Raw genomic sequence first — 13909 nt, forward strand, 5'->3', positions numbered from 1 at the left:
CGCCAGACGTCAGTCGGAACCGCTGACGTTGACGGTGGCCTCTTTGATCTGGGCCTGCCAGTCCGACGACTGGCTACTGTGGTCCCGTTTGGACAGCGCCTGAATCGAGACATCGTGGCCCTCGGCGGCCTTGCGCAGACTTCCGACGGTGGCCTGCTCGCGGGTGATGTGGGTGAACGGGTCCCAGTGATACCAGCGCATGGCGTTCTCGTGGGTCATCTTGTTGATGTCGGCGTCGGGTACGTCGAACTGCTTGAGCACCGCATCGAGTTCCTCGGGGGCGCTGGGCCACATGGAGTCCGAGTGCGGGTAGTCGGCCTCCCAGCAGATGTTGTCGACGCCGATCTTGTTGCGCAGTTCCACCCCGACCGGGTCGGAGATGAAGCAGGTCAGAAAATGGTCGCGGAAGAACTCCGAGGGTTTCTGCTGACCGAAGTCCTGACCGGTCCACGTCGAGTGCATCTCGTAGGTGCGGTCGACACGGTCGAGGAAATACGGGATCCACCCGGTGCCGCCCTCGGACAGCGCGATCTTGAGGTCCGGGTAGGCCTTGACCGGCTTGGACCACAGCAGATCCGCGGCGGCCTGCACGATGTTCATCGGCTGCAGGGTGATCATCACATCCATCGGAGCGTCCGGTGCGGTGATGGCCAGTCGACCCGAGGAGCCGATGTGCACATTGAGCACGGTATCGGTGTCGACCAGCGCATCCCACATGGGTTTCCAGTGCTCCAGGTCGTGGAAACTCGGGTAGCCCATCGCCGCCGGGTTCTCGGTGAAGGTCATCGAGTGCACGCCGCGGGCGGCGTTGCGGCGAATCTCCTTGGCGCATGCTGCGGGATCCCAGATCACGGGCAGCGTCATCGGGATGAACCGGGCCGGATAGGCGCCACACCACTCCTCGACGTGCCAGTCGTTGTAGGCCTGGATGAGTGCCAGGGAGAAGTCGTGGTCCTCGGTGGCGAACAGCCGCCCGGCGAAGCCCGGGAAGGAGGGAAAGCACATCGAACCCAGGATGCCGCCGGCGTTCATGTCCATGACGCGTTCGTCGACGTTGTAACAGCCGGGCCGGATCTCATCGAGTGCCTGCGGCTCGAGTCCGTACTCCTCCTTGGGCCGGCCGGCAACGGCGTTGAGCGCCACGTTCGGGATGGTGACGTCGCGGAACTGCCACCGGTCGCTGCCGTCTGCGTCGTGCACCAGTCGCGGAGCGTCGTGCTGGTACTTCTTGGGCAGGTGGTTGGCAAACATGTCGGGCGGTTCGACGATGTGATCGTCGACGCTGACCAGGATCATGTCGTCTTTGTTCACTTCATTTCCTCTCGCGTGCCGGCGTGAAAATCGGGATGGCGAAGCCGTCTTCGCCGTGGCGAAAGTCGAGAATGAGCTCCAGCCCGGCATCGAGCTGCTCGACGGTGCAGTTTTCGATGTTGGTCATCAGGCGTGGCCCCTCGGCCAGGTCCACCATGGCGACCACATACGGAGTGCGCGCGTCGAAAGGAGCGGCGTTCTGGTGGACGACGGTCCAGGTATAGAGCGTTGCGCGGCCACATGCCGGGTTGGGCGATACGTCTTCGCTCCAGCAGTGTGGGCAGAACGACCTGTGATGCAGCGAGTTTCGGCCACAATCCCGGCACGCGTTGACCAGCAGCCTGCCGTTCTGGATGGCCGACCACCATGCCGCGCTGTCCACGTCGATGGTGGGTCGATCGGGGCTCGTCATCACTGCCTCCCCAGGATCATCGTGGCACTGTGACTGAAGAAGCCGCCGGTAGCGTGTACGCAGGCGAGCTCGGCATCCTCGACCTGGCGTTCGCCGCACTCACCGCGAAGCTGCCGCACCGCTTCGACCATGAGGAACATGCCGCGCATTCCCGGGTGGCAGGCGGCCAGCCCGCCGCCGTCGGTGTTGGTGGGCAGCGCGCCACCGGGCCGCAATGCCCCCGAACCGATGAATGCGCCTCCCTCGCCCTTGGCGCAGAAGCCGAGGTCTTCGACGGTGAACAGCACAGTGGCGGTGAAGGAGTCGTAGAGCTGGCACACATCGATATCGGCGGGACGCACACCGGCCTGGGCGAAGGCGGCCGGTCCGGACAGGGCACCGGCCGACGTGGTGAAGTCATCCCAGGCGCTCATGCTGACGTGCGAGGCGGCGTCGGCGGAACCGAGTACCCAGACCGGCTCCTTGGCGCAGTTGCGGGCCACGGCTTCACTGGCCAGCACCACCGCGCCGCCACCGTCGGTGCGCAGGCAGACGTGTTTGGCGGTGAAGGGATCGGCCAGCATGGGCGCGGCCGCCACGTCGTCTACGGTGATGCGTTCCCGGTCGAAGGCGTTCTCGTTGCCGGCCGCCCACTCGTGCGCGGCGACCGCGACCTCGGCCAGTTGCTCGGCAGTGGTGCCGAACTCGATCATGTGCCTGCGGGCGGCCATGGCGTACTTGGCGATCAGCGTGGCGCCATAGGGAGCCTCGTACTGCATGGCACCTCCGGCACCCATCGCCGCAGCCGAGGCTCGGGTTCGCCGTTTGACGTCCGAGCGGGCGGTGGAGCCGTAGGTGAGCAGGATGACGTCGACCTCGCCCGCCGCGATGGCGGCGACCGCATGTCGGGCCATCACCTCCCACGAGGAGCCGCCCACATTGGTGGCATCGACCCAGCGCGGCCCCAGGCCGAGGTACTCGCTGACCTCGATCGGTGGCAGCAGCGTCCCGTGGCCGCCGAAACCCTCGATATCGTCCTTGGACAGGCCGGCGTCGGCAATAGCACGGCGTGCGGCCTGGGCCATCAGCCCCATCGCGGTCATATCGGGCACCCGCCCGCAGTCGGAGAGTCCCGCTCCCACGATGGCAACGCGCTTGGACGGCATAGCACATGGTAACCACACCGGTAACGGCGTTTACCGAACACCGTCAATAGTGATTCTCATTCCGCTAACGTCAGCATGATGCGGAACAACCTCAGGGCGGAGTTGCGCGGCGACCGGTTGGTGCTGTGTCTGGCCCTGCTGAACTCTCGGACGCCCGAGGTGCCGGCGATCGCTGCCGCCTGCGGTTACGACGCGATCTACGTCGACCTTGAGCACACCTCGACGTCGTTGGAGACGGCAGCGCTGATGTGTGTGGGCGCCGTCGGTGCGGGCATCGCGGGCCTGGTCCGAGTGCCCTCACAGGACCCCGGGGTGATCGCGCGAGTTCTCGATGGTGGCGCAGTGGGAGTTATTGTTCCACATGTCAATTCGGCAGACGAGGCGGCCGCGGTGGTGGCTGCGGCCAGGTTCCCTCCGGTCGGGCGGCGGTCGATCTCCGGCCCCAGTGTGGTGAGCGGATATCGTCCCCTCGAACCGTCCGGACTCACCGCCGAGCTGGAGCGCCAGACGGTCGTGGCCGTCATGATCGAAACCGTGCAAGCCGTAGCGGATTGTGACCTGATTGCCGCGGTCCCCGGTGTCGACATGATCCTGCTGGGCCCGAGTGACCTGACCGCCGAGATGGGAATCCACGGCGATTACGAGAATGATGATTTCCATTCTGCGGTACGCTCTGTTGCAGCGGCTTGTCGTAGACACGGCGTGGCGCTGGGAATCGCCGGTATCAAGTCGGTTGAACTGCTGGAACGGTTTGTGGGCCTGGGCCTGCGATTCATTTCGGCGGGGACCGATGTCGGGATGATGACCGAGGCGGCCGGCTCCCGCGCGCTGGCGCTCCGTGCTTTGTCGACGGGTCGCTGACAAGCGCACAGGCCGCGCACGACGACAGGAGCCCGGGATGCCCACCGCGATACACACCGCACAGGTCAGCGACTCGATGGCGTGGACCGGCGCTGACTTCACCAGCAAAGAGGAACTCTGCTTCGACCTGTCCGCCCGCAATGTGGCGGCGCTGGAGTCGATCCTGGTGCGGACAGCGGCAAGGGACCGAGACGACATCACCTTCGACGACGTGCGCCATCCCGACCTCGATGACGACCTCGCGAGGCTGTATCGCGACCTGATGTTCGGCAAGGGCTTGGCGTGCGTCCGCGGATTCCCGGTCGAGCAGCACTCCGTGGAGGATCTGGAGCGGATCTACTGGGCGTTCTGCTGGCATCTGGGATATCCGGTGTCCAACAACTCCTTCGGTGACCGTCTGGTTCGGGTCCAGGAGGAGATCCTGCCCAACGGTGTACAACCGGCCCGGGGCACCAAGTCCAGCGCGGAGCTGGCGATGCACAACGATGCCGCCGACATTCTGTCGCTGCTGTGTGTGTATCCGGCGCTGTCCGGTGGTGAGAGCCAGTTCGCCAGCGGCCCCGCGGCGCACAATCGGATCCTGGCGGAGCGACCTGACCTGCTGCCGGTTCTTTACCAGGGGTTCCCGCACCATCGTCGCAGCGAGCAGCCCGATGACCAGCCCGATGTCACGCCGTACGACGTGCCGGTGTTCTCGCAGGTCGACGGCCGGGTCTGCATCAACTTCACGTACAGCAGCATCCTGCCCGCGATGAAGACCCTGGGCCGCGAGTTCACGCCCGAACAGAATGAGGCCATTGAGTTGCTCCGGCGGGTACTCGTCGAGCAACAGGTCGAGTTCCGGCTCGAATCGGGGGAGGCCGCGGTGGCCAATAACTTTGCGATGTGCCACTCACGCTCCGATTTCGTCAGCAGCACGGACCCGAAGAAGGCGCGCTGCTTCCTGCGAGCCTGGATGGAGGTGCCGCGCGAGGACCGCCGACTGCCGCTCGGCCGCGAGTACTTCCACATGGAGAACAAGGACATGCGGCTCGGGTACGACGTAGTGCCGGGCCGGGACGGCTCCATAGCGCGCAACGACTACAAGAATGTTGACGCCGAGCTGGCCGACATGTTCAAGGCCGCCCAGGTGAAGCCCAAGCCAAGCCGGTGAGCAGGACGTACCCGCGGCTGGCATACGAGCGGTGGACCGACCCGTCGCCGGCGACGTGCTGGAGACCGCCGACATCGATGTCGTCAGGCTGGATCTGTCGGCGCCGGCCGAACGCAACTGGTCGGTACTGGAGTCGGCGCACGGCTACCAGGTGGCCACCCGTACCGACACCGCGTCACTACCCGGCGCCTCGCAGTATCTGGCCGGGGCCGAGCTGATCGCACGGTGCGAGAACCTGTTGGCGGTCTGTTCTGCCGGGGCCGGTTACGACGTGATCGATGTGCAGGCCTGCACGCGTGCCGGTGTGGCGGTGTGCAACAACTCGGGGCCCGGCGCGGAGGCGGTGGCCGAACACGCGCTCGGGTTCATGCTCGATCTGGCGAAGAAGATCACCGTCTCAGACCGCGCCCTGCGCGCGGGACCGGTGGAGAACCGGCTGACCCTGCGCGGAACTCAGCTGCTCGGCAAGACTCTCGGGGTCATCGGCCTCGGGGCGATCGGCTCTCGACTCGTGGAACTCTGCGCTCCGTTCGGGATGAACGTGCTCGCCTACGATCCGTATCTGGACGAGGCCAGAGCAGCAGAACTCGGGGTGGTCGGGGTCGCGCTTGCCGAGCTGATGCGATGCTCGGACTTCGTCCAGGTCACCTGTCCGCTGACGGCCGAGACCGAGGGACTTCTCGGGCGCGCGGTTTGCCGCGATGAAATCGACGGCGTACTTCATCACCACCGCGCGCGGGCCGGTCCACGACGAGCACGCGCTGCTGGACGCCTTGCGCAGCGGCGCGATAGCAGGGGCCGGCCTCGATGTGTTCCATACCGAACCGCCCCGGCCTGATGATCCGCTGCTGCAGATGGACAATGTCGTGGCGACCCCCCACACCGCCGGAATCACCGTCGAGGCGGCACGCGATATCGCGGTCGCCACCGCGACCCAGTGGAAGGCGATCTTTGCCGGCCAGCTGCCGCCCCGGCTGCTCAATCCCGATGTGTGGCCGCGCTACTGCGAGCGGTTCAACGACGTGTTCGGTTTCCGTCCACACGCCGAATCTGACCCGGCGGATTTCGACTCAACGCGAAGGTGAGGACTGTGGGATACCAGACGATCGAGTTCGAGGTGCGCGGGCACACGGCATGTGTGACCCTCAATCGACCCGAGGTGCTCAACGCCATCAACGACGAGATGATCGCCGAGCTGGCCGAGGTGTACGCCGAGGTCGAGACGTCATCGGACATCTGGACCCTGATCATCACCGGCGCGGGCCGGGCGCTGTGTGTGGGCGCCGATGTCAACAAGGCCGCCGACCACGACATGGAAAACGCCGCGGGAATCGACAACCAAGGCGAACCCATCCTGAGCTCGCTGCGGCAGTGGGATGCCCCGCAGGAGGCGACACCGCCCTGGCTGCAGATGACCAAACCGATTATCTGTGCGGTCAACGGAATCGCGTGCGGTGCAGGTATGGATCTGGTCACCACGGCGGACATCACCATCGCCGCGGAGAGCGCATCCTTGATGGACCCGCATGTGAGTATCGGCGTGGCGTCGGGGCGGGAAGCCGTACGACTGGCCCGGATCCTGCCGCTTCCGGTGGCGATGCGGCTGGTGCTCATGGGGCGTCATGAGCGGCTCAGTGCCCAGCGGGCCTACGATCTGGGCATCTTCACCGAGGTGGTGCCAGACGCCGCGTTGTTGGACCGGTCCTGGGAGATCGCCGAGATCGTCAACGCGAATGCGCCGCTGGCCGTGCGCGGATCACGGATGGCGGTGCGCAACGGCCTGACGCTGCCGATTCACGAGGCGGAGTTGCTGGCCGAGAACTACCGCATGAAGGTGGCACTGACCAAGGATGCGATCGAGGGACCGCGAGCGTTCTTGGAGAAGCGCACGCCGCAGTGGCAGGCGCGCTAGATCGTCGCGCTTTTCGCGCTTGAAGCCTCGCCCGTTCTCCTACGCCAAGCCGAAGAAATTCTTCGCGTTGGTGGACAATACCTTTCGCTTGGTTTCCTCATCGAGACCTTCGGTCGCCTTGTTGGCGACCTCGGTGCTGTGTGGCCAGTTGGTGTCGTTGTGCGGGTAGTCGGTCTCGAACATCAGCTGATCGGGCCCGATGAGGTCGAGGATGCGAAACGCCACCGGATCGCCGAAGGTCGAGAACCACACCCGGCCGGGTATCTGGCTGCTCGGCGGCGCGGTGAGCAACGGGTGGATACCGCCCCATCCCCGACGGTCTTCCCACACCTCGTCGACGCGTTGTAGGTAATAGGGGATCCAACCGGCCTGTGCCTCGGCGAACGCCAGCTTGAGCTGGGGAAACTGCATCAGCTTGGCCGAGAACAGCCAGTCCACCAGTGCGATCGTGCAGTTGACCGCCATGAGCGCACTGGTGACCACGTGCGGGGCGTCGGGCGACGACTTGGTCAGTGATGAGCTCGACCCGATGTGCATCATGATGCCGACGTTGTTGCGTTCGCAGGCGGCGAAGAACGGGTCCCAGTAGCCGCTGTGGATCGACGGCAGATCGAGGCGTGCGGGGAGCTCGGAGAAGCAGACGGCGGGCATGCCTTTGGCCGCAACCCGCTCCACTTCTTTGGCGGCCAGCTCTGCGTCCCACAGCGGGATGATTCCGAGTGGAATCAGCCGACCGTTCGACCCCGCGCCCCACTCGTCGATCTGGAAGTCGTTGTAGGCCTGGACGCAGAGCAGGGACAGGTCTTTGTCCTTGCCGTAGAGGAATCGTTGCCCGCAGAACCGGACGAGCGTGTTGGGGAAGCACGCCGAGGCCTCGATCCCAGCGATATCCATGTCGGCGAGACGGTCCGCGACGCGGTAGCAGCCGGGGCGCATCTCGTCGTAGGTGATCGGGTCGGTGGTGAGTTCGTCGATCTCGTAGCCGGCCGCCGCGCTGATGAGCGGGATCGGGATGAGGGCGTCTTCGTAATGCCAGATGTCGGCTTCGCGGCCGCCCGCGTCGTCAATGAACGCGACGTCGGAGGTGACACTGGGGTCCATACGTCCGCGGTGCCTGACGATTCGCGGCCCGACGTCCCGGTAGCGCGCGGGCAGCCTGCTGGTCCACAGGTCGGCCGGCTCGACGAGGTGGTCGTCCGGCGAGACGATCGGAATATCTGCAGAGCTGATTGAACTCAACGCCGTACTCCTTCGCCACGCCCGACAGCAAGTATTTGTTAAAAACGAGAATGCGCGTTTCCACGATAGCGTATCGGTACCGCGCCCGGTGCTGGGATGGCGGGGCGCGGCCGGCGAAAATCAACATGCTCGTGTAGGTAGACGGACAATTTCGCCGGCGATCCCGTATCCTTCGAGGCATCATGAACGCGAAGAAAGCACTCGGCGGCGCGCCGCCGAGTTGGAGATTGTCGAAGCCGAACTGGACAGCCCCGGCACGACCTGGCAACAGCGAACCATCGACCGGCGACTCAGTGCTGCGCGGGCACGCGCCCTTGCGCGGAGTTCGCGATTCCTGGCCACGGCTCTCGAGCTCATCGAAGAGTCCGGGCGAGCCGACTTCACCATCCAGACGCTGATCGATCGCTCCAGCCTGAGTCTGCGGGCTTTCTACCAGCACTTTGCGGGCAAGGAAGAGCTGCTGCTCGCGCTCTACGAAGACGTCACCAGTCAGTTCACCGAAAGTATCCGCCAGGAGGTCGCGGCCGCGGACGGGCCGATGGAGCAACTCGAAGCGTTCTGCCGCGGATTCCTCTCCCGTGCTGAATCCTCGGAGAAGTCCGGCGGTCGGGTCATGACCATCTACAACCTCAGCCTGGAGATCGAACGTCCCACCGACTTTGCGAAGATCTGGGAGCCGCATCAGAAGCTTCTCACCAAGATCGTGACGGCCTGTTCGCGTGCCGGTCTGGTTCGCAGGGATCTGACGCCCGCGCAGCTGACCACACTGTTGAACTCGACTCTGACCGCACTCGCGCAGATCGGCGTGTTCCAGCTCGGCACCAAGGGTGCCGAGCTCACCGAAGATCAGTTGTGGGCCTGGTGTAAGCAGGCGATCTCGCCGCCGGCGGACGAGAAGCCGGCGCCAGTGCGGGCTTCGCGCCCGTCGCGCGCGCGCACGGCCCGTAAGTAGCGCAGGCTAACGGGGTAGACCCAGGCCGTGTTGCGCAATGATCGATCGTTGAACTTCGCTGGTGCCGGCGTAGATCGTGGTACCGAGGGCGAACCGGAGTAGCTGTTCGAACCTGCCCCGCTCGGGGGAGGTCGGGTCCAGATAGGCCCGGGCCCCGTCAGGGCCACCAGTTCGACGATGTCCTGACTCGCACGCTCCAGGGCTTCGGTGCTGAAGACCTTGACATCGGGCCTTCGGCGACCGGTTGTCTGCCCTGCTCGCTGAGCCATACACAGCGTCGCTGCAGCAACGTGGCGACTTCGGTCTCCATTGCGACTCTGGCGATTCGGCGTCGCACATCGGGCCGGCTCATCGGTACCGCGCCACCGTCGGGTGGGGTCGCCTGCGCCCACTGCTCGGCGTGGTGCAGAAGACGGGCGATGTGCGGCCCCCAGCCCGAGGCGTGCTCGTACTCCAGCGAGAGCCGCAGCACCTGCCAGCCGCCGTCGATCTCGCCGATACGCCACTGGTCGCCGATACGCACGTCGCTGTAGAAGGTGACGTTGGTGCGCTCCCCGACAGCGTCCAGACCGCCTGCGCCTCGAACCCGGGGCTGTCTCGCGGTACCAGGAACATGGTTAGTCCCTTGTGCTTCGGCTTGTCCGGACTGGTCCTGGCGAGCAGGAACACGTAGTCGGCGATGTGACCGTTGGTGGTGAACATCTTCGATCCGTTGATGATCCAGTCTCGCCTTCGCGCACAGCGCGGGTCGCCGCTGCGACGTCCGAGCCGCACTCGGGTTCGGTGAATCCCAGCGCGATGGTGATATCGCCGCATGGCGTCGGCAACGATCCTCCCGCATCGCGGGGGTGCCGGCGGTTTGAATGATCTTCGCCACCATGCGGGTTTCTCGGACAGGTATACCGGTGCGTCGAAGCGCATCATCTGTCCACATCCCACCATTGAGTCCACCTCGCTCGGGACGCCAGCAGTCCGCAAGATTCTGTACCGCGCCAATTTCCAGTCGATACTGAGAAATGACAGCACGACTCCGCCCGCCAAACACAGGGCGAACACCCAGAACATCAGATCGCTCAGCATCATCCGCCCAGTCCCCACGTAGCTATCTTGTCCCCGAGCAACCCGCCCCCAGCCGCGCCGAGAAGGCCCGCAATTACGCTGCCCTCCGGCCCAATTAGCGAACCCCAAACTACCCCTGCGGCGAATCCGCCAACCGCACCGCCGAGATTGCGTCCGCTTGGCCCATTCTTCGTAAGCCGGAGCTCCCTGCCAGATGTCATCGGCGGTTACTAAGAGGTCGAGCCCGAAACCGGCAATGCCCTGCGGCCCAGCGTCTTAAGGGCATCGACGTCTGCCGCAGACCACGTCGGAGCGTTGCCCCAATGCCTACCCTGGGGCAGGGCATTCGCCTGCGAACTGAGTCCGCTGCCCAAACCACCTACTCCGGTGGAGATTTCAGACCCCGCTTCGTGGATCAGCTGTCGGGGCGACTTGCCGCTTCGCACCTCTTCGAGTGCTTGGCTGATCCCTGCCGGGGACACCCCCGCCGATTTCAACTGGTCGGCGAAGCCTCCCAGGACCAATTCCCGAGCCTGCAACTCACACCGATCGAGCATCTGGGTTGCTTGATCGGGTGTCGAGGTGGCCGGTCTGAATAGGCCCGCCCGGATTCGAGGAAACGCTGAAACTGCAGTCTGGCTTGGGCGCGGGTACGCGCGTCGCCGAGCACCGGATCGGTTGGCAGGGGCCGATGAACTGCGAATTCCGCAAGTCATCCAGACGTTCCTGGGCCAGTCGGCGCGCCGCCGGGTCTGCGGTGGGATCATCGGCAATCGCCTGATCGCGTTGCCGCACCGCATCTGATGGATCTGGTGTGAGCGGAGCCGGCGTCTGCGGTTTCGTGCCGGCACCGGTTGAGTCATGGGCGCCGTCTTCGCCGAAGGCGAAGTAGTGCAGAACCTGTTGTTGCGGTGGTCAGGTCGCGGGCGATCTGGTCTTCGTTGGTGACCAGGTTGGCCACGCGGGACTTGATGAAACTTCCATGATCGGCCGCGGCCTGCTCGCGTTGAGCCTGCTCGGCGGTGGAGCTGTAGTAGGGCCACGTATCGGTGACGGCGTAGTCGTCGCCGACGCGGAATTCATCGCGTTCGGCGGCGGCGACGGCGTAGAGCACCTCGGCTTTGTTGTTGTGTTGGGTCTGCGCCGCGGGTGGCGGTAGTGGCGGCGTTGCGCAGCGCGTCGGCTGGACCGTGGACTTTGACCAGATCTGCGGCGGATCGGCGCTGAAAGCCTTCGGCGCCGGCGCCGTCCAGGGCGTGCCGCCGGGCCTGGTCGCAGCGTCGCGGACTTCGGTGAACGCGGCTTCCCAGGAGTCGGCGAGGTTGGTCCAGGCGGTGGCGTTGGCGATCAGGTGATCCCAGGTGGCGTCTTCGACTTCGGTCAGTGTCGGTAGCCCGGACATCGCGGCCTACCTGCCGGTTCCGAGCGCGCCGGCGCCGGCGTCGACGCCGGAGTGCGGGGCCAAGGGTGGGGGGCCGCCTGCTCGCTGGGCGACCGCGGTCAGGGCGGCTGCGGCGTTGTTGTCCGTCGCCTCGTATTCGTCGGCGGTGGTGGTGAGCTTTGTCGCGTTGGCTGTCAGCCGGGCGCGCATCGCCGCTGCGGCCGTGCGGCGCCAGTGTTGGTGGTGTTGCATGCTGCACTGCTGGTCTGCCATGCGGACGCTGGAAGTGTTGGTAACTGCGGTGCGACCTGGCCCGCCAGCATCGCGCAGCGTTGCGCCAGTTGGCGCAGGTCGGCTGGGACGACCCGCAGGACGGGGCTGGTCACCCGCCAAGCGTATAAGTGAATCCGAATTTGCGGAATTCAGTCGCCGAACGAGCTGAGTCAAAAAGATGGCATTTTGTGTGGTGCCCCCGGCAGGATTCGAACCTGCGGCCTTCTGCTCCGGAGGCAGACGCTCTATCCCCTGAGCTACGGGGGCGCTCGCGTAATGCGGCGCCATGTGGGCTTTGACAGAGTAGCGCATGAATGCCCCGAGCCGAGAACCGGACGGATTCGGGGCCTGACCACGACAGACCATAGGATGGGGCCTCGTGACCCCCCGATCTGGCCGAATTGCTCAAAACCACCGCTGCCGCGGTGCTGGCCAGCACGACCTGGACACCGCCGCGCTGCCCGCGACGGTGACGGTCGAGCGGCCGCGCAACCCCGAACACGGTGACTACGCCACCAACCTGGCCCTTCAGCTGGGCAAGAAGGTGGGCGCCAACCCGCGTGAGCTGGCCGGCTGGCTGGCGCAGGCGCTGGAGCAGGCCGACGGGATCGCCGCGGCCGAGGTCGCCGGCCCGGGGTTTGTGAACCTGCGCATCGAGGCCTCGGCGCAGGGCGCCGTGGTGGCCAACATCGTCGCCGCGGGCGCCGACTACGGCCATTCCGCGAGTTCGCCGACCTCAACGTCAACCTCGAGTTCGTCTCGGCCAACCCCACCGGCCCCATCCACATCGGCGGCACCCGCTGGGCCGCGGTCGGTGACGCGCTGGGCCGCTGCTGAGCACCAGGGCGCCGCGGTGACCCGCGAGTACTACTTCAACGATCACGGCGCCCAGATCGACCGGTTCGCCAACTCGCTGATCGCCGCGGCCAGGGCGAGCCCGCCCCGAGGACGGCTACGCCGGCGCCTACATCACTGATATCGCGGCTCAAATCCAGGCCCAGGCCCCGGACGCGCTGAACAGCCCGGATGCCCAGGAGACGTTCCGCGCGATCGGCGTCGACCTGATGTTCACCCACATCAAGGCCTCGCTGCACGAGTTCGGCACCGACTTCGACGTGTTCACCCACGAAGACTCGATGCACACCTCCGGGCGGGTCGAAGGCCATCGCGCGGCTGCGCACAGAAGGCAACATCTACGAAAGGACGGTGCCACCTGGCTGCGCACCAGTTCCTACGGCGACGACAAAGACCGCGTCGTGATCAAGAGCGACGGCAAGCCCGCCTACATCGCCGGGGACCTGGCCTACTACCTGGACAAGCGCGAACGCGGCTTCAACCTGTGCATCTACATGCTCGGCGCCGACCACCACGGCTACATCGCCCGGCTCAAGGCGGCTGCGGCGGCCTTCGGCGACGACCCGGCAACGGTCGAGGTGCTCATCGGACAGATGGTCAACCTGGTGCGCGACGGCCAGCCGGTCAAGATGAGCAAGCGCGCCGGCACGGTGATCACCCTGGACGACCTGGTCGAGGCCATCGGCGTGGACGCCGCGCGCTACAGCCTGACCCGCTCCTCGGTGGACACGCCCATCGACATCGACCTTCAGCTGTGGTCCTCGGCGAGCAACGAAAACCCGGTCTACTACGTGCAATACGCGCACGCCCGGCTCTGCGCGCTGGCCCGCAACGCCGCCGAACTGGGCCTGGTCCCGAGCACCGCCAACCTCGGACTGCTGAACCACGACAAGGAAGGCGCGCTGATCCGCAACCTGGGCGAGTTCCCCCGGGTGTTGGAAACCGCTGCCGCGCTGCGTGAGCCGCACCGGGTGTGCCGGTACCTCGAAGACCTCGCCGGCGACTACCACCGTTTCTACGACAGCTGCCGGGTGCTGCCGCAGGGCGACGAAGAACCCACGGATCTGCACGTCGCGCGCCTGGCGCTGTGTCAGGCCACCCGCCAGGTGATCGCCAACGGGCTGGGCATCCTGGGCGTGAGCGCACCGGGCGGATGTGAACGTCCACCCGCCGGCCCCCGCCACGCCGAAGCGATCCAGCCCGACGGCCTGCCGCCGCGGCCGCAGAGCCCGCAGCAACTGCTGGAGCTGGCGCCGAACGTCTGGCCCCGCACCGTTCGCGACGACGACGGCGTGACGCGGATCGCCGGTGTGAAACTGACCGACCTGGCCGCCGAGTACGGCACCCGCTGTTCGT

The 13909-nt window shown here is 65.9% G+C and carries 11 protein-coding genes, 1 tRNA gene and 3 pseudogenes; 7 read left to right on the plus strand and 8 right to left on the minus strand.

Going from position 1 to position 13909, the window contains the following annotated elements:
- Positions 1-9: 9 nt before the first annotated feature.
- Genes G6N14_RS20420 through G6N14_RS20430 form a run of 3 tightly spaced genes read right to left on the minus strand, consistent with a single transcriptional unit; the run spans position 10 to position 2868 of the window.
- Entirely contained in the window at positions 10-1311 is a 1302-nt protein-coding gene (locus G6N14_RS20420) for an amidohydrolase family protein (RefSeq protein ID WP_085136606.1), read from the minus strand.
- 1 nt (position 1312) lies between these two features.
- Positions 1313-1723 carry a Zn-ribbon domain-containing OB-fold protein gene (locus tag G6N14_RS20425; RefSeq protein ID WP_085136607.1) on the minus strand — a complete coding sequence of 137 codons (411 nt, stop codon included), beginning with the start codon at positions 1721-1723 and terminating at the stop codon, positions 1313-1315.
- Complete coding sequence (locus tag G6N14_RS20430) at positions 1723-2868, minus strand: acetyl-CoA acetyltransferase (protein ID WP_085136608.1); 1146 nt, start codon at positions 2866-2868, stop codon at positions 1723-1725. Before G6N14_RS20430 ends, G6N14_RS20425 begins: the two co-directional genes overlap by 1 nt.
- A gap of 78 nt (positions 2869-2946) precedes the next feature.
- Here G6N14_RS20430 and G6N14_RS20435 point away from each other — a divergent pair, with 78 nt between their 5' ends.
- The 4 genes and pseudogenes from G6N14_RS20435 (at position 2947) to G6N14_RS20450 (ending at position 6794) form a co-directional block, all read left to right on the plus strand.
- Positions 2947-3729 (plus strand): HpcH/HpaI aldolase family protein, encoded by a 783-nt coding sequence (locus G6N14_RS20435; protein ID WP_085136758.1) that lies wholly within the window; start codon positions 2947-2949, stop codon positions 3727-3729.
- 37 nt (positions 3730-3766) lie between these two features.
- Positions 3767-4882, plus strand: coding sequence for a TauD/TfdA family dioxygenase (locus G6N14_RS20440; RefSeq protein WP_085136609.1), 1116 nt, complete (start codon positions 3767-3769; stop codon positions 4880-4882).
- A pseudogene (locus G6N14_RS21400) lies at positions 4879-5967 on the plus strand (hydroxyacid dehydrogenase). Before G6N14_RS20440 ends, G6N14_RS21400 begins: the two are co-directional and overlap by 4 nt.
- A gap of 5 nt (positions 5968-5972) precedes the next feature.
- Complete coding sequence (locus G6N14_RS20450) at positions 5973-6794, plus strand: enoyl-CoA hydratase/isomerase family protein (protein WP_085136611.1); 822 nt, start codon at positions 5973-5975, stop codon at positions 6792-6794.
- Between the two features lie 39 nt (positions 6795-6833).
- On the opposite strand, the gene G6N14_RS20455 is transcribed toward G6N14_RS20450, so the two are convergent.
- Positions 6834-8033, minus strand: a complete 1200-nt coding sequence (locus tag G6N14_RS20455) for an amidohydrolase family protein (protein WP_234808980.1) — start codon at positions 8031-8033, stop codon at positions 6834-6836.
- A 220-nt stretch (positions 8034-8253) separates the two neighbouring features.
- On the opposite strand from G6N14_RS20455, the gene G6N14_RS20460 reads away from it, so the two are divergent.
- Positions 8254-8985, plus strand: coding sequence for a TetR/AcrR family transcriptional regulator (locus tag G6N14_RS20460; RefSeq protein ID WP_163787282.1), 732 nt, complete (start codon positions 8254-8256; stop codon positions 8983-8985).
- Between the two features lie 6 nt (positions 8986-8991).
- On the opposite strand, the pseudogene G6N14_RS21320 reads toward G6N14_RS20460, so the two are convergent.
- A pseudogene (locus G6N14_RS21320) lies at positions 8992-9906 on the minus strand (acyl-CoA dehydrogenase family protein); the annotation flags it as partial.
- An 816-nt stretch (positions 9907-10722) separates the two neighbouring features.
- On the opposite strand from G6N14_RS21320, the gene G6N14_RS21325 reads away from it, so the two are divergent.
- Complete coding sequence (locus G6N14_RS21325) at positions 10723-10848, plus strand: hypothetical protein (protein WP_268967492.1); 126 nt, start codon at positions 10723-10725, stop codon at positions 10846-10848.
- Between the two features lie 55 nt (positions 10849-10903).
- Here the strand turns inward: G6N14_RS21325 and G6N14_RS20470 are convergent, their stop codons facing one another.
- The 3 genes from G6N14_RS20470 to G6N14_RS20480 all read right to left on the minus strand — a co-directional run bounded on the left by G6N14_RS20470 (position 10904) and on the right by G6N14_RS20480 (position 11965).
- Positions 10904-11446, minus strand: coding sequence for a hypothetical protein (locus G6N14_RS20470; protein WP_163787284.1), 543 nt, complete (start codon positions 11444-11446; stop codon positions 10904-10906).
- 6 nt (positions 11447-11452) lie between these two features.
- Positions 11453-11872: a type VII secretion target gene (locus G6N14_RS21515; RefSeq protein WP_407663151.1), complete on the minus strand. Its 420-nt coding sequence runs from the start codon at positions 11870-11872 to the stop codon at positions 11453-11455.
- Between the two features lie 17 nt (positions 11873-11889).
- A tRNA-Arg gene (locus tag G6N14_RS20480) sits at positions 11890-11965 on the minus strand.
- Positions 11966-12090: 125 nt separating this feature from the next.
- Here G6N14_RS20480 and argS point away from each other — a divergent pair.
- Positions 12091-13701, plus strand: a pseudogene (argS, locus tag G6N14_RS20680) (arginine--tRNA ligase); the annotation flags it as partial.
- Between the last annotated feature and the right edge of the window lie 208 nt (positions 13702-13909).

This window comes from Mycolicibacter hiberniae (genome assembly GCF_010729485.1).
Classification (GTDB): domain Bacteria; phylum Actinomycetota; class Actinomycetes; order Mycobacteriales; family Mycobacteriaceae; genus Mycobacterium; species Mycobacterium hiberniae.

Coding starts and splice junctions, on each gene's coding strand:
- G6N14_RS20470 (WP_163787284.1), bottom strand. CDS start 11,446: ATGTCCGGGCTACCGACACTGACCGAAGTCGAAGACGCCACCTGGGAT.
- G6N14_RS20430 (WP_085136608.1), bottom strand. CDS start 2,868: ATGCCGTCCAAGCGCGTTGCCATCGTGGGAGCGGGACTCTCCGACTGC.
- G6N14_RS20425 (WP_085136607.1), bottom strand. CDS start 1,723: ATGACGAGCCCCGATCGACCCACCATCGACGTGGACAGCGCGGCATGG.
- G6N14_RS20440 (WP_085136609.1), top strand. CDS start 3,767: ATGCCCACCGCGATACACACCGCACAGGTCAGCGACTCGATGGCGTGG.
- G6N14_RS20435 (WP_085136758.1), top strand. CDS start 2,947: ATGCGGAACAACCTCAGGGCGGAGTTGCGCGGCGACCGGTTGGTGCTG.